The organism is Rahnella selenatireducens (genome assembly GCF_046449555.1).
GTDB classification, from domain to species: domain Bacteria; phylum Pseudomonadota; class Gammaproteobacteria; order Enterobacterales; family Enterobacteriaceae; genus Rahnella; species Rahnella selenatireducens.
On sequence record NZ_JBKEZJ010000006.1, the window covers coordinates 37,528 to 57,098 of the forward strand.

General features: G+C 54.3%; 17 protein-coding genes. 9 read left to right on the top strand and 8 right to left on the bottom strand.

Going from position 1 to position 19,571, the window contains the following annotated elements; all coding sequences use genetic code 11:
• Nucleotides 1–18: 18 nt before the first annotated feature.
• The 8 genes from ACLBVC_RS11640 to ACLBVC_RS11675 all read right to left on the bottom strand — a co-directional run bounded on the left by ACLBVC_RS11640 (nt 19) and on the right by ACLBVC_RS11675 (nt 8,697).
• Entirely contained in the window at nt 19–768 is a 750-nt protein-coding gene (locus ACLBVC_RS11640) for a sugar phosphate isomerase/epimerase family protein (RefSeq protein WP_410149737.1), read from the bottom strand.
• 211 nt (nt 769–979) lie between these two features.
• Nucleotides 980–2,014, bottom strand: a complete 1,035-nt coding sequence (locus tag ACLBVC_RS11645; protein WP_410149738.1) for a LacI family DNA-binding transcriptional regulator — start codon at nt 2,012–2,014, stop codon at nt 980–982.
• A 67-nt stretch (nt 2,015–2,081) separates the two neighbouring features.
• A complete protein-coding gene (locus tag ACLBVC_RS11650; RefSeq protein WP_410149739.1) occupies nt 2,082–3,368 on the bottom strand; it encodes an MFS transporter in 1,287 nt (428 codons plus the stop codon).
• A 57-nt stretch (nt 3,369–3,425) separates the two neighbouring features.
• A complete protein-coding gene (locus ACLBVC_RS11655; RefSeq protein ID WP_410149740.1) occupies nt 3,426–5,552 on the bottom strand; it encodes an alpha-galactosidase in 2,127 nt (708 codons plus the stop codon).
• A 141-nt stretch (nt 5,553–5,693) separates the two neighbouring features.
• Nucleotides 5,694–6,701 (bottom strand): LacI family DNA-binding transcriptional regulator, encoded by a 1,008-nt coding sequence (locus ACLBVC_RS11660; protein ID WP_410149741.1) that lies wholly within the window; start codon nt 6,699–6,701, stop codon nt 5,694–5,696.
• Nucleotides 6,702–6,805: 104 nt separating this feature from the next.
• Entirely contained in the window at nt 6,806–7,468 is a 663-nt protein-coding gene (locus tag ACLBVC_RS11665; protein ID WP_195814946.1) for an OmpA family lipoprotein, read from the bottom strand.
• Between the two features lie 222 nt (nt 7,469–7,690).
• A complete protein-coding gene (locus ACLBVC_RS11670; RefSeq protein ID WP_410149742.1) occupies nt 7,691–8,134 on the bottom strand; it encodes an N-acetyltransferase in 444 nt (147 codons plus the stop codon).
• The gene (locus ACLBVC_RS11675) at nt 8,131–8,697 is read right to left on the bottom strand and encodes a DNA-3-methyladenine glycosylase I (protein WP_410149743.1); all 567 of its coding nucleotides are present in this window, start codon (nt 8,695–8,697) and stop codon (nt 8,131–8,133) included. The genes ACLBVC_RS11670 and ACLBVC_RS11675 overlap by 4 nt, the downstream gene beginning before the upstream one ends.
• 183 nt (nt 8,698–8,880) lie before the next feature.
• Between ACLBVC_RS11675 and ACLBVC_RS11680 the strand changes: the two genes are divergently transcribed.
• The 9 genes from ACLBVC_RS11680 (at nt 8,881) to ACLBVC_RS11720 (ending at nt 19,560) form a co-directional block, all read left to right on the top strand.
• Nucleotides 8,881–10,875 carry an autotransporter outer membrane beta-barrel domain-containing protein gene (locus tag ACLBVC_RS11680; protein WP_410149744.1) on the top strand — a complete coding sequence of 665 codons (1,995 nt, stop codon included), beginning with the start codon at nt 8,881–8,883 and terminating at the stop codon, nt 10,873–10,875.
• A 73-nt stretch (nt 10,876–10,948) separates the two neighbouring features.
• Nucleotides 10,949–11,197, top strand: a complete 249-nt coding sequence (locus ACLBVC_RS11685; RefSeq protein ID WP_152323719.1) for a type II toxin-antitoxin system Phd/YefM family antitoxin — start codon at nt 10,949–10,951, stop codon at nt 11,195–11,197.
• Nucleotides 11,187–11,471 carry a type II toxin-antitoxin system RelE family toxin gene (locus ACLBVC_RS11690; protein ID WP_195814942.1) on the top strand — a complete coding sequence of 95 codons (285 nt, stop codon included), beginning with the start codon at nt 11,187–11,189 and terminating at the stop codon, nt 11,469–11,471. The genes ACLBVC_RS11685 and ACLBVC_RS11690 overlap by 11 nt, the downstream gene beginning before the upstream one ends.
• Before the next feature lie 111 nt (nt 11,472–11,582).
• On the top strand, nt 11,583–12,497 hold the full coding sequence (gene glyQ / locus ACLBVC_RS11695) for a glycine--tRNA ligase subunit alpha (RefSeq protein ID WP_410149745.1): 915 nt from the start codon (nt 11,583–11,585) through the stop codon (nt 12,495–12,497).
• 9 nt (nt 12,498–12,506) lie between these two features.
• Nucleotides 12,507–14,576, top strand: coding sequence for a glycine--tRNA ligase subunit beta (gene glyS / locus ACLBVC_RS11700; RefSeq protein ID WP_410149746.1), 2,070 nt, complete (start codon nt 12,507–12,509; stop codon nt 14,574–14,576).
• A 754-nt stretch (nt 14,577–15,330) separates the two neighbouring features.
• On the top strand, nt 15,331–16,053 hold the full coding sequence (locus tag ACLBVC_RS11705) for a DUF3053 domain-containing protein (protein WP_195814939.1): 723 nt from the start codon (nt 15,331–15,333) through the stop codon (nt 16,051–16,053).
• A 361-nt stretch (nt 16,054–16,414) separates the two neighbouring features.
• Nucleotides 16,415–16,861 (top strand): PTS mannitol transporter subunit IIA, encoded by a 447-nt coding sequence (gene cmtB, locus ACLBVC_RS11710; RefSeq protein ID WP_410149747.1) that lies wholly within the window; start codon nt 16,415–16,417, stop codon nt 16,859–16,861.
• A 30-nt stretch (nt 16,862–16,891) separates the two neighbouring features.
• Nucleotides 16,892–18,295 (top strand): PTS mannitol transporter subunit IICB, encoded by a 1,404-nt coding sequence (locus tag ACLBVC_RS11715; RefSeq protein ID WP_410149748.1) that lies wholly within the window; start codon nt 16,892–16,894, stop codon nt 18,293–18,295.
• Nucleotides 18,292–19,560, top strand: coding sequence for a zinc-binding dehydrogenase (locus tag ACLBVC_RS11720; RefSeq protein WP_410149749.1), 1,269 nt, complete (start codon nt 18,292–18,294; stop codon nt 19,558–19,560). Before ACLBVC_RS11715 ends, ACLBVC_RS11720 begins: the two co-directional genes overlap by 4 nt.
• The last annotated feature ends 11 nt before the right edge of the window (nt 19,561–19,571 follow it).

The following is a 19,571-nucleotide window of genomic DNA, read 5'->3' on the forward strand; positions in this document are numbered from 1 at the left end:
CCTGATGAAGTATCAGAATTATTGACGCAGCAGTTCGGTGTAATAACGCGTCACGGCGGTCAGGTCATCCCCTTCCAGCGGGAATTCGATGCCGCGCGGCACATCCTGAGGTAAAAGTCTTAACAGCGGTTCCCAGCTGCCGTCGCTATTATCGAGCGCCACGGCGTGCCATTTTGCGTCTCGCTGTTCCGCCGCTTTCACATGCACATAACCCACATGGCGCGCCAGGCGTTCAGCGGCTGCGGTCGGATCCTGTCCCACCCACAGCCAGTTCGCCGTATCAAACGTCAGGCTCAGCGGCAGATGCAGTGATTCCGCCGCAAACGCAAAGGCATTAATGCGCGACAAAATTCCGCAATCGCTCGACTGGTCATTCTCCACCACCAGTCTGACGGTCTGAGAATCCAGCAGTACGCGCAATGGCGTCAGATCTGCACCGGGTTCAAATTCGCCCAGCGAAAACTTAATGGTGCGGGCACCTAACACATGTGCTTCGGAAAAATACTTTTTTGCATCCGGATTCAGTTTACCGCCCGAAATGAACAGCGGGAAAGGCACCGAATAGACCGAAAACAGCCCGTGGCGCTTAATGTTTTCCGCCAGTTCGGGCAGGGCATCCAGATCCTGCTCGCTGAACAATTCACGACGAATTTCCACACCGTCTGCCTGCGCGTCTGCAATGATGGAAAGCAGCGCGGCCTGACCGCCAAGGGCCTTCACCACGCTGTTTCCGTAAGCGGCGGTGACAATGACGACTTCTCTTTTCATGCGTGTGTATCCTGGTAAACGCGCCACTGCGGCGGCGCAGGCGATCAAATCCAAAACATCATTTTAGTAAAACAAACGGCAGTTGGAGATGTTGTTAATGTTTTGTTTCGTTTTATACAACCTAATTGGAACCGGTTCCAATCAACAGGACAAAAGGCCAAAAATATGATCACGCTCACGAAGAACGGGGCAGAAAACGGAGGAAAAAGAATCAGCGCGCTGCCGTGGAACCGCGTGCAATCAGCTCGCCGGAGAATTCCAGGTCTTTAACGGGATCGGTATTTCCCTGTATCCGCGCGACCAGCTGGCCGAGCGCGGCCACGCCCATTTCGTAGGTCGGCTGTTTGAGCGTGGTGATCCCGACGCCTGCCAGTTCGGCCCAGACCAGTTCGTCAAAACCGGACAAACCGATGTCCTGCCCCCAGACAATCCCCAGCCGTCGCATGGCGCGCGCGACCTGCAATGTGAGCGTACCGTTCACGCACATTACGGCTTTTCGTTTGTCGGGATGGCGGGCAATAAATTCACGCAGCAGATTATCCAGTCCGTCGGTATTCGAAATCTCAATCTCACCCTGTTCGGCGACGTGCTGCGGCGACTGCTGCATGCGCTGGAGGAAAGTACGCAGACGGTCGAAACGGGTATTAATAGTGGCGGGTTCGCTGATAAAAAGCAGAGCGTCGAAACCCTGTTGCAGAAGGTGATCGGTCATCATCTGCGTGGCTTCGACGTTGTTCAGGCCGATCACATCACAGGCGAAATTCGCGACTTTGCGGTCGATCAGCACCATCGGTAAATTGGCCTGTTGCAGTGTGGAAATCGCTGCTTCACGCATGCCGACGGCGTTCACGACAATGCCGTCCACGCGATAACTGCTGAGCAATTGCAGGTAATGTTTTTCCTGATCGAGCTCGTTATTGGTGTTACACACCAGCAGAGTCAGCCCTTGCTGACGGCAGGCGGCTTCGACGCCGCGCATGACTTCAACGGAATACGGGTTGGTAATATCGGCAATAATCAGCCCAATCAGACGCGTCTGGCCGCTTTTCAGGCTGCGCGCCATCTGGCTGGGCTGATAATCGAGCAGGGCGATCGCCCGTCCGATGCGCTCTTTTAACGCGTCGGACAGCAGGTCTTTTTCACCGTTGAGATAACGTGAAACGCTGGTTTTACCCGTTTTCGCGGCGCTGGCGACATCACGTATCGTGGCGCGTACCGGTGCGCCCGGCTCCTGTTTTTTGCTCACAACCTTTCTCCCGTCATGCTTGTCCCACGGAGACTAGCACAGAGTGACGAAAGGCTGCATCCGTTACTCAGCGCAATCCTTCCGCCGGTCTGGCCGCCGGAACCGCCTGTTTCTCCGGCCGGTTACTCAGCGTAAACGCGGAAATGATGGTGACGCCAAAGGCAATGCCGCCAAGGATCAGATAGGTATCGCTGAACCCGATGCGGTCATACAAACTGCCAGCGAACGCCGAAAGGAAAATCGCCGCCAGCTGTTTGGCAAAGTTAAACCCGATCAGATAAATGGTCGCCGAGAACCGGACATCAAAAATCTGCGTGATGTATTTGAACACGCCGACCAGCAGGAACGGCACTTCCAGCGCGTGCAGCATTTTCAGCAAAATGACTTCGATGGCGGTGGTCGCAAATGACGAGCCGACAATGCGGATCGACATAATGGTGCCCGCCAGCAGCAGCGTATTTTTTGCGCCGATGCGGTTAATAATCCACGGCGAACAGAACATGATCAGCGCGTTGCACAGCTCGCCCGCGGTGGTGACATAGCCGAACATTTCCGTGCCCTGCTGCGGTGAGGCAAAGAAGGTTTTGAAGAACGTGGCGAATTGCTGATCAAATACGTCGTAGACGCAGGCGACGCCGATCACGTACAAAATCAGCATCCACAATTTGCGTTCTTTCAACAGCAACGCCGCCGTTTTCAGCGAAAATTGCGGCTGATTGGCACCGAGTTTATCCATCACCACGGCATTCTTGTTTTCCTGCGGACGGGAAATCAGCAGCAGAACCATCAGGATCAGCGCCGCGCCGGACCCCATCCAGAACACGATATTCGGGTTGATGTTAAACAACACGCCTGCGGTCGAGGCGCAAATCCCCCAGCCAAAACAGCCGAACATCCGCGCCTTACCGTATTCAAAGGCGCTGTTGCGGCTGACCCTTTCGATATACGCTTCGGTTGCGCCGGAGCCCCCGGCAAAAACGAAGCCGATATACGCGCCGCCGAGTATCGCGCCGAGCACGATATTGATTTTCAGCAGGGGGGCGAAGACGTAAATAAAGAACGGCGCAAACAGGAAAAGCAGCACTGCGATAATCCACAGCAGATGTTTTTTAAGGCCGAGCTTGTCAGAAATAACGCCGAAAACGGGCTGAAACAGAATCGCAAACAGCGACATGCTGGAGAATACGATGCCGGTTTCCGTTTTGCTCAGGCCGATAATATCTGAAAGCCAGATCGGTAAAAACGGATAACAGGTCGCCATAATGAAGAAATAGAGGAAGAAATAGGCGCCAAATATCCAGAAGTTGGTATTTTTTTTATAGAAACAGCGATCGGACGTTTGTGTCGGGTTCATAGTGATTTCCTTGCCGAAACCATGAAAACCGGCACCTGCGTACCGGCGTTATTTTTGTTATCTGATTTCTTCGAAGCCCAGAAGCAGGGCGCTTTCAGGATCCAGCACCGGCAATGTCAGCCCGGCGTTCGCCAGCCATTCACCGCTCATCACCGGCGATTCGTGCAGCCATGCCGGTTGCACGCGCATGGTATGGCCGCTTCCGCCGCCTGCCAGCAATGCCGGTTCATCCAGTACCGTGACGCGATAACGGGCGTCTGGGTTCAGCCCCGGCACCCGCAGCGTTCCCGGTAATGACCAGGTCGGCATCGCAAGCTGGCTGACCAGAAACACCGCGCGATCGCCGTTTTCGCCAACCACGCCGTTAATCAGCATGGAATCGTCATGGCTGTCGACGCGGTACACATCGCCGCTGTGCAGCAATGGCCGAAGTTGCTGATGCAGCCGGGTGTATTTCGCGAATCCGGCGCGTTCTGTTTCGCCTTCTTTCACCGGATCCAGCTCAATGCCCATGTGTCCGAACAGCGCCGTCAGGCCGCGAAACGCAATGCTGTGCTGGCGCGAGGTGGCGTGGCACAGCTTGTTGCCGATGTGCGATCCCATCACTTCCGGTGGGAAGAAATAGCTCATGCCACGCTGAATTTTCTGTCGCTCCAGCGCGTCATTGTTGTCCGATGTCCAGAAACGGTGGCTGCGTTTGAGTACCTCAAAATCAATGCGCCCTCCGCCGGAGGCGCAGGATTCAAACTCAATGTGCGGGAAGCGCTCGCCGAGTACATCGAGCAGGCGATAAAACTGCTGCGTCTGGTTTGTCAGCGCCGCGCGGCCTTCATGCCCCGGCTGAACGATTTCGCGGTTCATGTCCCATTTCACGTAATCCACGTCGTGCTCGCCGAGCAGCCAGCTCATGCGTTCTACCAGATAATCAAAGACCTGCGGATTATTCAGATCGAGCACGAACTGATGGCGGCCACTCGGTTGCTGATAACCCGGCAACGCCAGCAGCCAGTCCGGATGTGCGCGGTATAAATCCGAATCCGGGTTAATCATTTCCGGTTCAACCCAGATACCAAATTCCATGCCGAGTTTTTTGACATGGTCAATCACCGGTTTCAGCCCGTTCGGGTATTTCAACTCGTCGAGATACCAGTCGCCCAGCGCGGCGCGGTCATGATCGCGCCCGCGGAACCAGCCGTCGTCGATAATGAAGCGTTCAACGCCTAACGCCGCAGATTCTGTCGCCATCTGCATGATGTAACCGGGATCGTGATCGAAATAGATGCCTTCCCAGGTATTGAGGTGTACCGGACGCGGTTTTTCCACCGGGAAGCGCAGGATCTGTTCACGGACAAACCGGTGAAACTGCTGGCTCATGCGGTTCAGGCCGCTGGCGGAATAACTGGCGTAGAGCCACGGCGTTTCCAGCGTTTCTCCTTCTTCGAGGCGCTGTTCGCCGGGGAAATACAGGGCTTCAGCCTGCACCACGCGGCGGCCATCGGTTTTGATATCTGCCCGCAGGCGATGATTGCCGCTCCAGCCCAGATGCATTCCCCAGACTTCGCCCTGTTCTTCGCTGAAACCCGGATGACCGATCATCACCGCCGGAAAATGTTCAGAAGAAGTTTTGCCGCGACGGTTTTCCTGAATGACGCCGCCGTGATCCAGCAAGGTGCGGTGCGGCTGAAACTCTTTGATCCAGCGGCCATGAAACGCCATCACTTCGGCAGCGCGCTCCGGCAGCGGCAGCGTAACGGCCAGACGTGTCAGCTGATAAGTGCCGGGTTTGAGGTTGGTCAGCGCATTACGTGCCTGCAAAACACCGCTGGCATCCAGATGCAGTTCACAGCGAAATTGCAGCCCGGCGATCGGGTCTTCGGTGGTGATGGTCAGCTGATTACCGTGATGCCTGACGTCCGTCGTATTGAAGACCGGAGACCAGTCAAGACCGTCGCGATGGCCTTCTACGCCCGGATTTCCGAACGAACCGCGGCCAGAATCAGCGCTGAGATTGACCGGTGCATCGACATCAATTCGGCCATTAGGTACTGCGCGGCTCAGGGAAATCAGGTCTTGCGCTGAAAACTGGCTGAGGCGTTTTCCCCAGTAAAGGATTTCGGCAAACGGCGTGCAGCGCACGATCAGGCTGGTGTGTTCACTGGTTAAATGGACGGTCTGGTTTTCCATATTGTCACAACTCCACAAGGGTAAAATGCGGCGATAAAACGCGATTTTGTGGAGTAACTATTGATCCGAAACGTTTCGGATTGGAAATGTGACAGTTCAAATTTGTGATATAGGGTGGAAAAATAATCTAAAGGGGAATTATCAGCGTGGTGGATGTGCGGTGACGCCCGCCTGCAATTCCGGCTGCCAGAGAACCTGCAAGTCCTTCAGGGGTTCGTTGCGGATCAGCGCCCGCGTCATGTCGGCAATTTGCAGCCCGACCGCTTCGCGAGTGCCCTGACGGACGGCCGTGACGGCGACATCGGGCACGCTGTCGGAAGGTAATCCGTCAAAAATAATCAGCGAAACGCCGCCGCTGAGCAGCAAACCGGCTTCGTGCAACGCCAGCGCCGCGCCTTCACCGTGCATATTGCAGTCGCAGACCAATGCGGTTGGCGGCTGAGGTAACGCCAACAGCGCCTGCGTGGCCTGATAACCGGCACGGCGGCTGGGGCTGACTTTATGCGCGTAATCCGGATTGAACGGAAGATGGTTCGCCCGCAAGCCATCAAGATAACCCTGATGGCGCTGCCCGATAAACGACTGCTGATTGTTCTCGCCGAGAAACGCGATACGGCTGTGGCCAAGTGCGGCCAGATGATCGACCGCCATCTGCATTCCGGCGCGGTTATCGAAATCAAACCAGGCGTAATCCTGCGTCAGACACTGGCTACGCCCCAGCGCCAGAAACGGGAAATTACGCTGTTGCAAATCCAGCAGGCGCGGGTCGTTATCCAGTGTATGCGCCACCAGCATGGCATCCACACGTTTACTTTCGATCAACCGCCGCCACGAAAACGTGCCGAGTTCGTCCGGTACCAGCAGCAAATCGATTTCATATTTCGCCAGTTCGCGGGTGATACAGCCGACCATTTCGATAAACGCAGAGTTGCTTAACGGATGGGAAGTGAAGGGGAAAATCAGCCCGACGGCGTCGATCTTGCCCATTTTCAACCGGCGGGCGAGGGTGTTTGGCCGGTAGCCGCGTAAATCTGCTGCCGCCTGAACCCGCGCTTTGGTATCCGCTGAAACGTCATCGTAACCGTTCAGCGCACGGCTGACGGTGGTGACAGAGAGACCGAGATCTTTCGCGATAGCTTTCAGCGACATACTGATTTCCGTTGCACAAATAAGGGAGGATTCTTTGGCGGAGGATAGCACAAACGAAAAAACGGAGCCCTGAGGCTCCGTTCTTATTTTGGATCTGACCGCGATTACTGCATCGGGCTGAGGGTGATTTCCACGCGGCGGTTCTGCGCTTTACCGGCCTCAGTGCTGTTGCTGGCAATCGGGTTATCCGGGCCTGCGCCGGTCGTCCGCACGCGGCTGCCTTCAACGCCTTGCGTGATCAGCGCGCTGCCCACGCCGTCAGCACGTTGCTGCGAAAGCTTCATGTTGAGCGCGCGTGTACCTGTGCTGTCGGTGTAACCGACGACGTTCACGGCGGTTTTTGGATACTCTTTCAGTACCATCGCCACGCCGGTCAGCGTGTTCGCGCCTGCCGGTTTCAGCGTGCTGCTGTTGGTGTCGAAGGTCACATTGTTTGGCATATTCAGCACGATGTTATCGCCCTGACGGGTCACGCTGACGCCTGTGCCTTTCATTTTGTCGCGCAGTTTAGATTCCTGCACATCCATGTAATAACCCGCACCGCCGCCCAGTGCAGCACCTGCTGCCGCCCCGATCAGCGCGCCTTTGCCGCGATCGTGTTTAGAGGAGGAAAGCATGCCGACGCCCGCGCCGAGTGCGGCACCGATGCCCGCGCCAATGCCGGATTTTCCGGCTTCTGATTCCCCGGTGTAAGGGTTGGTGGTACAGGCGGAAAGGCCCATCGTCACACACAGCACGCCCGCAACCACTAGAAGTCTTTTATTCATCGTAATTCCTTTCTGGATGTTTATTTTTCAGAACTTTACTGCGGCATTATGACTGCTCTTTTCACGGCAAGTTGCACAGAAAAAGGTGTCAAAACATAAACAAATGCAACAGGCAGAGTTCAGCCCTGCGGCGTTCTGGCGCTCTTTATGCGCAATTTCGAGGCGTTAAGCAGTAGGAGAATTCCGGTTATCTGTTTTTGTATTTTTGCGGATTTTGGGAACTTATTCGGAAAAGGGCTGCAACCAGCGGAGGATCCAGGTAGGCATGTCGGTGCCGGGGTGACGAGTTTCGGCGGTGATCTCAAAGTTTTCCTTACGGTAGAACGCCATCGCACGGTGGTTTTGCTGATACACCTCGAGCAGCAGAACCGGATATTCCTCTTTGACCGCCGCCATCAGACGTTGCGCGGTGCCGTCGCCGTAGCGACTTTCTTCCACAAACAGCGCGCCGATAAACTGCTGATTCAGCACGCTGATAAACCCGCCGATATGACCTTTTTCGTCACACTCAACCCAGGTCCGGGCTTTAGGCAGGAAATCTTCCCTCACCATGTGCAGGCTTTCAATCCAATAGGATTCGGCAATAAAAGAGTGTGATATCAGAGAACTGCGCAGCCAGAGCAACAGAATGGCTTCATGATCGGCGGGCTGCGCAAGGCGGATCATGACGGCTGATTCGCCGGATGGCAGAAGCAATATGACTGATGATCGTTCACCAGCCCGGCTGCCTGCATAAAGGCATAACAAATCGTTGAACCGATAAACTTAAAGCCTTTCTTTTTCAGCGCTTTAGACATTGCATCGGACACCGTCGTTTTGGCCGGAACGCCTTCCGGGCCGAGCGGGTTATTGATGACCGGTTGATGGCCCACGAAGTTCCAGATGAAATCTGAGAAGTCCTCGCCGCTGGACTGCATCGCCAGATAAGCCTGTGCGTTGCCAATAATGGCTTTGATTTTTCCCCTATGGCGGATGATACCGGCATCAAGCACCAGGCGTTCGACGTCGTCGTCGGTCATTTTGGCAATTTTGACCGGATCAAACGCGTGAAAATTCTGGCGATAGTTTTCGCGCTTTCTCAGCACGGTTATCCACGAAAGCCCGGCCTGTTGGCCTTCGAGGCACAACATTTCAAACAACTCGCGGCCATCTTTGACCGGCACGCCCCATTCTTTATCGTGGTAATCGAGGTAAATCGGTTCTTTGGAAACCCAGCTACAGCGCGTCATCTCGTTTTCTCCTTGAAAGCGTGGGCTTCAGTGTGTGGTTTCTCGGATAACTCTGCAACGTCGCAATTTGCGCACCGTGAACTTGACGCTGGTCGGATCTGAACAATATTTAAAGCCATTCATTACGAATTCCTTACATTTAATCAGGGGCATGCGCCGCTGAAACTTCAGGAAAACAGGTTTATGGCAGGCACAAAAAAGTACGCAACACGGCTGACGCAGGGCGCATTTGCCGTGGCGCTTTGCCTCGGAACGCAGGCTTCAGCGCAGGCTTACGATCAGCTTTATGTTTTTGGCGACAGTCTGAGTGATACCGGCAATATCGGCCGCTGGACCTTCGACAGCAGCACGCATCAGCTGTATGACGAGATTCTGGCGAACAACATCGGCACGACCTTAAAACCCTCTTCACAAGGCGGGCTGAACTATGCCGAAGGCGGCGGCGTCTCGGTGCCGGGACTGGATTCTGATTACACCACGCAGGATCAGGTGAAAAGTTATCTGGCCTCGACTGGCGGCAGAGCCGATCCCAACGGGCTGTATATTCACTGGATTGGCGGTAACGATCTCGCGGCGGCGGCGCTCAATCCGCTGAACGCGCTGGATATCGCCACCAACAGCGCGACGCAGGCCGCGTCTCAGGTAAACGATTTACTGAAAGCGGGCGCCGGAACGGTGATTGTGCCGACGGTGCCAAATATTGGTCTGACGCCGGTTCTGATGGAAGGGATTATTCAGGTCGGATTGCTGCCGGTTCAGCAGCAGGCGCTGGAAGCGGCCTATCAATATCTGAATGCGCAAAACACACCGGACGCGGCTGCGCGTACCGAAGCGATTCATAATGCGCTTGCGGCCGCGGCGGCTGAAGGTTCAGGTATTCCGCTGGTTCAGGATGTGATCGCGAAAGGGCTGGCCGCTGCTTATGACGCACTGAAAGACGTCGCGGGCGGGCTGACCGACACCTACAACACGACCGAGGATATTGCGCTGGCGAAAACCGGCGGCAATATTGCGCGCGTAGATATTAACGGTTTGTTCAATGAAGTGATCGCCGATCCGGCGCTGTATGGCTTCGCGAATACGGCGGGCACTGCTTGCCCGGTCGGGACTTCAGCTTCCGAATGTACGTCAAATCTGCCGGGTTTCGACAGCAGCAAATCTTTCCTGTTTGCTGACCATTTTCACCCGACACCGCAGGCGCACGCGCTGATCGCCGAATACATGCAGTCCGTGCTCAACGGCCCGCTGGAAGCGACGGCGCTGAATAAGGGCTCTCTGGCGCTGGCGCGAAATACGCAGGGAATTCTCGACAGCCGTTATCAGCAATTACGCACGCAGGATAACGACGCCGGAACCTTCGGCATGTTCGGCGGTTACGCCGGGCAAAGTGCGGACAGCAAAATTAACCCGTCGCTGGGTGATGGCTCCCTGACCTCGAATTCGCTCAATATCGGGATGGATTATCAGATGACCGATCGCTGGATGATGGGGCTGATGATTTCCGGTTCCGACGATAAACAGGATCCGACTGACCACTACAGCTACCGCACACGCGGCTGGATGGCGACGGCGTTTACCGGCGTGAAAATCGCCGAAAACGGCTGGATTAACGGCGATGTCCACTACGGCTCGCTGAATTATGACGACATCAACCGCAGCATCAATCTCGGGCCAACCACCCGCACTGAGCGCGGCGAAACCGACGGTAAGCAGATTGGCGGCCGCGTCACCGCCGGCTGGGATTTCCCGATTTTACCGGTGCTGAAAACCGGCCCGGTGGCGCAGTACAGCTGGGATTACAGCAGCATTGAGGGTTACAGCGAGAAGGGCAATTACAGCACGTCGATGCGCTTTGGCGACCAGACCTCGCACTCACAAATCGGCGCACTGGGCTGGCGTCTGAATGCAGAGCTGGGCATCGTGAATCCGTATGCGCAGGTCACGTATGACCGCCAGTTCGGCGACAAAACCTATACCGCGACCGGCGCCATCAAATCCACCCGCACGCATTTTAGCCGCACCACCGGCGAGCAGGACGACGACTGGGTCGACATGACCGTGGGCGCCAACGTCCAGATCACCCACAGCATTTCCGCCTTCGCCGCCGTCTCCCAGACCACCGGCCTGGATTCCGGCGAACAAACGTCCTACAACGCGGGGATCAGCGCAAGATTTTAAAAGCATCTTAAAGGGTGCTTTTAAAGATGCTTTTAAGGCTATAATAACGGCATAGTGTGACAGGAGAAAAGCTATGCCGTTTGAAATACTCACTTCCTCAGCCGCCAGTATTACCGAGCTAAAACGTGATCCGATGGGGACGTTCTCCGCCGGAGAAGGTGAAGCCGTGGCGATCCTTAACCGCAATGAACCGGCCTTTTATTGTGTTCCACCAGAGGTCTACGCCTATTTCCTGAGTCTTGCAGAAGACGTGGAACTGAACCGCATAATGGATGCGCGGCAGGGCGAAGAAAGGATAAGGCTGACACTGGATGACTTATAAAATCGATTTTCTGAAGTCAGCCCTGAAAGAATGGAAGGCGCTGGCACCTCCCATTAAAGACCAGTTTAAAAAGAAACTCGCTGAGCGGCTCGAAAATCCTCACGTCGTTTCTGCCCGTTTATGCGGCCCAAAAACTAACCGGTATAAAATTAAATTGAAGAGCCTCGGCTACCGTCTGGTCTATCAGGTTGAGGATCAGGAAATCGTGGTTATTGTTGTCGCGATTGGTAAACGTGAGGGCAATGAAGCCTATAAACTGGCAGAGAAGCGCTGAATACTGGCGTTTTTAAGGTAATTCACAGGGATCTGTTGTGTGATTATCTTCCGTTCAGCGGGTATACTGTCCGACTCTTTATAAACCCACTTTCTCGCGTGCGAATCCAACATGCAAAAGTTTGATACCAAGACATTTCAGGGCCTGATCCTGACACTGCAAGATTATTGGGCGCAGCAGGGCTGCACCATTGTTCAACCGCTGGATATGGAAGTCGGCGCGGGCACATCGCACCCGATGACCAGCCTGCGCGCACTCGGCCCTGAGCCTTTTGCGGCAGCCTATGTTCAGCCTTCCCGCCGCCCGACCGATGGTCGCTACGGTGAGAACCCGAACCGCCTGCAACACTATTATCAGTTCCAGGTGATGATCAAACCGTCACCGGAAAATATTCAGGAATTGTACCTCGGTTCCCTGAAAGAGCTGGGGCTTGACCCGCTTGTCCACGATATCCGCTTCGTAGAAGATAACTGGGAAAACCCGACACTCGGCGCCTGGGGTCTCGGCTGGGAAGTGTGGCTGAACGGTATGGAAGTGACACAGTTCACTTACTTCCAGCAGGTCGGCGGCCTGGAATGTAAACCTGTGACCGGTGAAATCACCTACGGTCTTGAGCGTCTGGCGATGTACATCCAGGGCGTGGACAGCGTTTACGATCTGGTCTGGAGCGACGGTCCGCTGGGCAAAACGACTTACGGCGACGTGTTCCATCAAAACGAAGTGGAGCAATCCACCTATAACTTCGAATACGCCGATGTCGATTTCCTGTTCACCTGTTTTGAACAGCACGAGAAAGAAGCGCAAACCCTGCTGGCTCTCGAAAAGCCGCTGGCACTGCCTGCTTACGAGCGCATCCTGAAAGCTGCACATTGCTTCAACCTGCTCGACGCGCGTAAAGCGATTTCTGTGACTGAACGTCAGCGCTACATTCTGCGCATCCGTACCCTGACTAAAGCGGTAGCTGAAGCGTATTACGCTTCCCGCGAAGTGCTGGGCTTCCCGATGTGCAAAAAGAACGAGAAGTGAGAAACAGCCATGACTGAAAAAACTTTTCTGGTGGAAATCGGCACGGAAGAACTGCCACCGAAGGCTCTGCGCAGCCTTGCTGAATCCTTTGCCGCTAACCTGATTGCGGAACTCGATGCGGCGAATCTGCCACACGGTGACGTAAAATGGTTTGCTGCACCGCGCCGTCTGGCGCTGAAAGTCTTCGGGCTGCATGAATCACAGGCCGATCGCGAAGTTGAAAAACGCGGCCCCGCTGTGGCGCAGGCGTTTGATGCAGAAGGCAAACCAAGCAAAGCCGCAGAAGGCTGGGCTCGTGGTTGCGGCATCACCGTCGATCAGGCTGACCGTCTGGTCACCGACAAAGGTGAATGGCTGGTTTACCGCGCGCACGTCAAAGGCGAAAGCGCGCAACAACTGCTGCCGGCGATGATCGCGACATCTTTGTCCAAATTGCCGATTCCAAAACTGATGCGCTGGGGCGATTCCGACGTGCAGTTTGTGCGTCCGGTTCACACCGTGACGTTGCTGTTAGGTGACGAACTGATCCCGGCGAAAATCCTCGGTATCGATTCTGCGCGTACCCTTCGCGGCCACCGTTTCATGGGCGAGCCGGAATTCACTATCGACAACGCCGAACAGTACCCGCAAATTCTGCTGGAACGCGGCAAAGTCATTGCGGATTACGAGCAGCGTAAAGCCATCATCAAACAGGATGCTGAGAAAGCGGCGAAAGAGATTGGCGGTATTGCCGATCTGAGCGAAAGCCTGCTGGAAGAAGTGGCTTCTCTGGTGGAATGGCCGGTGGTTCTGACTGCTAAATTCGAAGAGAAATTCCTGGCAGTTCCGGCTGAAGCGCTGGTTTACACCATGAAAGGCGACCAGAAGTATTTCCCGGTGTACGACGCCGCAGGCAAACTTCTACCGAACTTCATCTTTGTGGCTAACATCGAATCGAAAGATCCGCAGCAAATCATTTCAGGTAACGAGAAAGTGGTTCGCCCGCGTCTGGCTGATGCGGAATTCTTCTTCAACACTGACCGCAAAAAACGTCTCGAAGATAACCTGCCGCGTCTGGAAACCGTATTGTTCCAGAAACAGCTGGGTACGCTGCGTGACAAAACCGATCGCATTCAGGCGCTGTCTGGCTGGATTGCCGGGAAAATCGGTGCCAACGTTGAAAATGCAAAACGCGCGGGTCTGCTGTCCAAATGTGATCTGATGACCAACATGGTCTTCGAATTCACCGACACGCAGGGCGTGATGGGCATGCACTATGCGCGTCACGACGGCGAGCAGGAAGAAGTCGCGGTTGCGCTGAACGAACAGTACCAGCCACGCTTTGCGGGCGACGAATTACCGGCATCGCTGGTGGCTTGTGCGCTGGCTATCGCAGACAAGATGGACACGCTGGCCGGTATCTTCGGCATCGGTCAACATCCGAAAGGCGATAAAGACCCGTTCGCACTGCGCCGTGCAGCGCTGGGCGTGCTGCGTATCATCGTTGAGAAAAACCTGTCTCTGGATCTGCAAACCCTGACCGAAGAAGCGGTGCGCCTGTACGGCGACAAGCTGACTAACGCCAAGGTTGTCGATGAGGTGGTTGATTTCATGCTCGGTCGTTTCCGCGCGTGGTATCAGGAAGAAGGTCACGCGGTCGATACCATTCAGGCCGTGCTGGCGCGTCGTCCAACCAAACCGGCTGATTTCGACGCCCGTGTGAAAGCGGTGAGCTACTTCCGTACGTTGGATGAAGCGGCAACGCTGGCTGCGGCCAACAAACGCGTTTCCAACATCCTGGCGAAATCCACCGACGTTCTGCTTGATCACGTTCACGCCTCCGTGCTGAAAGAACCTGCCGAGCTGAAACTGGCGACGCATCTGGTGGTTCTGCGCGACAAACTAGAGCCGCTGTTTGCTGCCGGTCAGTACAAAGAAGCGCTGGTCGAGCTGGCAGCCCTGCGTGAAACCGTGGATACGTTCTTTGACACCGTGATGGTGATGGATGAGAACGAGGCGATTCGAATCAATCGGTTGACGTTGCTCTCCAAGCTGAGGGAGTTGTTCTTACAAGTGGCGGATATTTCTCTGCTTCAGTAAGTAAGCAACTTTTCTAAAGTCAAAGTCGTGGGCTCGCCGCCCACACTGGCCCAGAGACCCGCAATCGCGCGGGCCTCTGGACTCCACGCTCTTTTACTGCGCGCTGCCGCTCGCTGGCTATGTTTCAGATACTCCTCTTATTGCCGCAAAATCCCGCTGCTTCGCGGTTCCCTACGTTCGGGCTACAACCCGCGTAAAAAGACACGCGGTTTTCCACCACTCCTCCGGCGTGATTTTTGAAAGCGGCCACTGGCTTTCTAAAGCACAACCTTACTGGCTGATTCTCAAAGCTTCCTTTGACTTAAAAAGCCTCCAGCCGCTTTCAGGATACTTGCTGAGTGAGAGTTTCGAGACCGCAAGGCTCGAATACCGATACGAAGGAACCGCGTAGCGGCAAGTTTTCGCGGCAATAGCGGTGGCTTCTGAAACATAGCCAGCGAGCGGTAGCGCGCAGTAAAAAAGCGTGGAGGAGTCCAGAGGAGGAAAAGCACTTTCCTCCTCTGGGCGGTTTCGGCGCAGGGAGTTAAATGATCGCAATTATTGAGAAACCGAAATTTTCTCGATCAGATTTTAAAAAGTGTCTGTACACCGTCAAAGCACACAAGTCGCGCGGTTATGCGCAAAAAAAGGGATTTTAAGGCGCAGCCTTAAGTATCACATCCCCCCCAGATGTTCTATCCTATACCCCGCATGGACGCACAGCATCGGCACGGAATTCGCCGGCAAAGAACATTGAAATCAGGAGTCAGGACTCATGGCTGTAGGGATCAGAAGCGGTGCATTTTCTCGCTGGCTGGCGCCGTTTATCGCACTGCTGGTAGTGTTTCAGCTCACTGCATGCGGCGATAAAGAACCGGAACAACGCAAAGCCTTTATCGATTATTTGCAAAATACCGTGATGCGCAGCGGGCAAAACCTGCCATCGCTGAGTGAAGATCAGAAGCAACGTTTTGGTAATTACGCGAATGACTACGGCATCATTCTGTCATTCTCCCGTCAGATGAAAGGTGCCGTTGAAGGCAGCTTTGTGCCGGTAGTTAACGCGATTGGTCAGGTGCGCACGCCGCAGGATTACATGACCCAGCGTAGTGCGCTGCAACAGGCCGCCAGCACGCTGAGTATGATGAATGCACAACTGCGCGATTCGAAAACCAAAGCCGATACCGCGATGGCGGGCCTCAAACAGCCTGATGATCTGAAAGCCGTTTACGGCCAGGTCTATAGCACCGTGGTGACTCAGCCTGCAAATGTGCTGACCCCGCTGGTGCCTGCGCTGCAAAGCTTCACGCAGGATATCGTCTCCGTAGGTGATTTCCTGCAACAGCAGGGGCCTCAGGTGGCATTCGCAAACGGCGGCGTGCAGTTCCCGACGCAGCAACAGGCGACGCAGTACAACACCATGATGTCGAATCTGGTCGGCAAACAGCAGACATTGCTCCAGGCGCAGAAAGTCGCGCAGGGCGATTTCAGCAACTGAGTGAGCCAATCAGAAATCCCGAAAGCCACGCCGTGATGCGTGGCTTTTTTTTATTTCCGGAACTCAAAGCAACCCCCTTTATTTGAAATGCATCACAAATATTGAGAATAATATTAAAGTATAATTTGCTAGTTCAATCACAAAAAGCTTGTTGTAATTTTTAATAATTCATGAGTTAGGTATTTTGCGTGTGATTAATGTCTCACTTTATTCCACCAACTCTTCGTTATTTAATCTCGATCACATTTTTATGCCTGTTTGATTAAATGACAGGCTGAGAATATGCTTCTGAATATGAAAGTGGCAGCAAAAATATATTCTCTCATGAGATGTTTATTAATAAGTCCGATAAGGAGATTCTATGTCGTCATTAATGGATTTTTTCGATCATGAAAGTATCGCCATTTATCCTTCTGCCAGAAACTGGTCGCAGGCGATAGATTTATCCATGGAAAGCTTATTTAATAATGGATATATCACCTCGGAATATATCGAAGCCATTAAGAAAACCACGACTGATATCGGGCCTTATTATTTACTGGCGCCGCATATTGCGATGCCGCATGCGAGGCCGGAATGCGGTGCACTGAAAACTGCGCTAAGCCTGACATTATTGCGCGAAGGCGTGAGCTTTGAGAAAGACAGTCCGCCGGTCAATCTGCTTATCGGGCTGGCCGCCAAAGATTCTGATTCACATATTGAGGCAATTCAGGCGTTGAGTGAAATGCTCTGTGAAGACGACGTTATTGATGAATTGCTTTCGGCACAAAGTACCGGGGAATTAATCGCGATACTCCGGCGTTATTAGTTTTATCCTACCATTACACAGGATTCTAATATGGCTAATAAATCTATTCGCGCCAGAGTGCAGGCTTTTGGCGGCTTTCTGACGGCAATGGTTATTCCGAATATAGGCGCTTTTATTGCCTGGGGTTTTATTACCGCGTTATTTATTCCCACCGGATGGACGCCGAATCCGCATTTTGGTCAGCTCGTGGGCCCGATGATCACCTATTTATTGCCGCTGATGATTGGTTCTACCGGTGGTCATTTAATTGGCGGTAAGCGCGGTGCGGTGATGGGCGGAATTGGTACGATGGGCGTCATTGTCGGCGCGGATATCCCGATGTTTATCGGTGCGATGGTGATGGGGCCGCTGGGCGGTTATGTCATCAAAGTCGTGGATAAGGCGCTGGAGAAACGCATTCCGGCGGGCTTTGAGATGGTCATCAATAACTTTTCTCTCGGCATTCTCGGTATGTTGTTGTGCCTGCTGGCCTACGAAGTGATCGGCCCGGCGGTAATGGAAGCCAACAATTTGGTACGCCACGGCATTGAAGCGCTGGTCGCCACCGGATATTTACCACTGCTTTCTGTCATCAACGAACCGGCGAAAGTGTTGTTCCTCAATAACGCCATCGATCAGGGCGTTTATTACCCGCTGGGTATGCAGGACACGGCCGTTGCCGGTAAATCGATCTTCTTTATGGTGGCGTCAAACCCCGGCCCCGGCCTTGGTATTCTTCTGGCGTTTTCATTGTTCGGCAAAGGGTTGAGCAAAAAATCCGCGCCCGGCGCGATGATTATTCATTTTCTCGGCGGGATCCACGAACTGTATTTCCCGTATGTCCTGATGAAACCGCTGATGATCATCGCGATGATTGCAGGCGGCATGACCGGTATTTATGTGTTCGAACTGTTTGGTGCCGGGCTGGTGGCGGGGCCAAGTCCGGGTTCTATTTTCGCATACCTGGCGCTGACGCCGCGCGGTGGCTTTATCGGAACCTGCGCGGGCGTATTCGCGGGCACTGTCGTTTCCTTTGTGGTCGCCTCCGTCATTCTGAAATTTGATAAATCACCGGCAGAAGACACGTTTGCCGATTCCCTGGTGGCCAGCAACAAACGCAAAGCAGAGGGCAAAACCGGTACTCTGCCGGTTACCGCCACTATCCGGCTGATCGCCTTTGTTTGCGATGCGGGCATGGGTTCAAGCGCAATGGGTGCGACCACTTTCCGTAAAAAGCTGCTAAAAGCCGGTTATGAGATTGACGTTAAGCATTATTCCATCGAAAACATGCCGGCCAATGCCGACATCATCGTGACCCACGCCAGCCTCGAAGGTCGTGCGCAGCGGGTGACCGATAAGCCATTAATCCTGATAAAAAATTATCTCGGCGATCCGGCGCTTGATGCGCTGTTTATCGAAATCACATCACCGACCCCGCAAGGAGCCACAGTATGAAAACCAAAGTCGCGGCCATTTATGGTAAAAAAGACGTCAGGATCCGGGAATTTGAGCTGCCTGAAATCACGGATGACGAACTGCTGGTGAGCGTGGTGTCGGACAGCGTTTGCCTCTCGACCTACAAAGCAGCGCTGCTCGGCGGCGAGCACAAACGCGTGCCAGAAAATATCGCAGACCATCCGGCGATCACCGGCCATGAATGTGCGGGCGTCATTGTTCAGGTCGGGAAGAACCTGGCCGGTCGCTTTGAAGCCGGAAAACGCTATGTTCTGCAACCGGCGATGGGGCTGCCAACCGGCTATTCGGCAGGTTACAGCTACGAAACCTTTGGTGGCAACGCGACGTATATGATCATTCCGAAACAGGCTATCGATCTCGGCTGCGTCCTGCCGTATGACGGCGATTATTTTGCCGCCGCCTCGCTGGCCGAGCCGATGTGCTGCATCATCGGCGCGTATCACGCCAGTTATCACACCACGCAATATGTTTATGAACATCAGATGGGCATTAAAGCGGGCGGTAATCTGGCGCTGCTGGCCTGCGCCGGACCGATGGGCATTGGCGCGATTGATTACGCCATTAACGGTGACATCCGGCCAGCCCGCGTGGTCGTTGTGGATATCGATGAACAACGACTGGCGCGCGCGCAGCAATTATTGCCGGTCGAAATGGCGGCGGAAAAAGGTGTTGAGCTGATCTATATAAACAGTAAAACGCTTTCCGATCCGGCGGAGGCATTACGTGAAATCACCGGCGGAACCGGTTTTGATGACGTTTTTATCTATGCCGCGGTGGCGGAAGTTGTCGAGCTGGGTGATGCATTACTGGGCGAAGACGGATGCCTGAATTTCTTTGCCGGGCCGACCGACAAGAGTTTTCGTGTTCCCTTTAATTTCTATAACGTTCACTACGGTTCGACGCATATTGTGGGTACATCGGGCGGATCGACCGGCGATATGGAAGAGGCGCTGGCGCTGACGGCAGCGGGGAAAATTCAGCCTTCTTATATGATTACACACATTGGAGGGCTGGAGGCCGTGCCGGAAACAGTACTGAATCTGCCGACGATTCCGGGCGGCAAAAAACTCATTTATAACGGGATTTCCCTGCCATTGACGGCCATCGACGATTTTGCCGAATTGGGCAAAACCGAGCCGCTGTTTGCCCGTCTGGCCGAACTGGTCGTACCCACGCATGGCGTATGGAACGCGCAGGCTGAGCAGGCGTTACTCAGCCACTTTGGTGTTTCAACTGGCCTGTAATATTATCGATT

Bases quoted from the DNA above. Each gene is read 5' to 3' on its own strand.
- ACLBVC_RS11675 (WP_410149743.1), bottom strand. From the start codon at position 8,697: ATGACGCGCTGTAGCTGGGTTTCCAAAGAACCGATTTACCTCGATTAC.
- ACLBVC_RS11650 (WP_410149739.1), bottom strand. From the start codon at position 3,368: ATGAACCCGACACAAACGTCCGATCGCTGTTTCTATAAAAAAAATACC.
- ACLBVC_RS11690 (WP_195814942.1), top strand. From the start codon at position 11,187: ATGACTTATAAAATCGATTTTCTGAAGTCAGCCCTGAAAGAATGGAAG.
- ACLBVC_RS11685 (WP_152323719.1), top strand. From the start codon at position 10,949: ATGCCGTTTGAAATACTCACTTCCTCAGCCGCCAGTATTACCGAGCTA.
- ACLBVC_RS11660 (WP_410149741.1), bottom strand. From the start codon at position 6,701: ATGTCGCTGAAAGCTATCGCGAAAGATCTCGGTCTCTCTGTCACCACC.
- ACLBVC_RS11720 (WP_410149749.1), top strand. From the start codon at position 18,292: ATGAAAACCAAAGTCGCGGCCATTTATGGTAAAAAAGACGTCAGGATC.
- ACLBVC_RS11665 (WP_195814946.1), bottom strand. From the start codon at position 7,468: ATGAATAAAAGACTTCTAGTGGTTGCGGGCGTGCTGTGTGTGACGATG.
- glyQ (WP_410149745.1), top strand. From the start codon at position 11,583: ATGCAAAAGTTTGATACCAAGACATTTCAGGGCCTGATCCTGACACTG.
- ACLBVC_RS11640 (WP_410149737.1), bottom strand. From the start codon at position 768: ATGAAAAGAGAAGTCGTCATTGTCACCGCCGCTTACGGAAACAGCGTG.
- cmtB (WP_410149747.1), top strand. From the start codon at position 16,415: ATGTCGTCATTAATGGATTTTTTCGATCATGAAAGTATCGCCATTTAT.
- ACLBVC_RS11715 (WP_410149748.1), top strand. From the start codon at position 16,892: ATGGCTAATAAATCTATTCGCGCCAGAGTGCAGGCTTTTGGCGGCTTT.
- glyS (WP_410149746.1), top strand. From the start codon at position 12,507: ATGACTGAAAAAACTTTTCTGGTGGAAATCGGCACGGAAGAACTGCCA.
- ACLBVC_RS11670 (WP_410149742.1), bottom strand. From the start codon at position 8,134: ATGATCCGCCTTGCGCAGCCCGCCGATCATGAAGCCATTCTGTTGCTC.
- ACLBVC_RS11680 (WP_410149744.1), top strand. From the start codon at position 8,881: ATGGCAGGCACAAAAAAGTACGCAACACGGCTGACGCAGGGCGCATTT.
- ACLBVC_RS11705 (WP_195814939.1), top strand. From the start codon at position 15,331: ATGGCTGTAGGGATCAGAAGCGGTGCATTTTCTCGCTGGCTGGCGCCG.
- ACLBVC_RS11655 (WP_410149740.1), bottom strand. From the start codon at position 5,552: ATGGAAAACCAGACCGTCCATTTAACCAGTGAACACACCAGCCTGATC.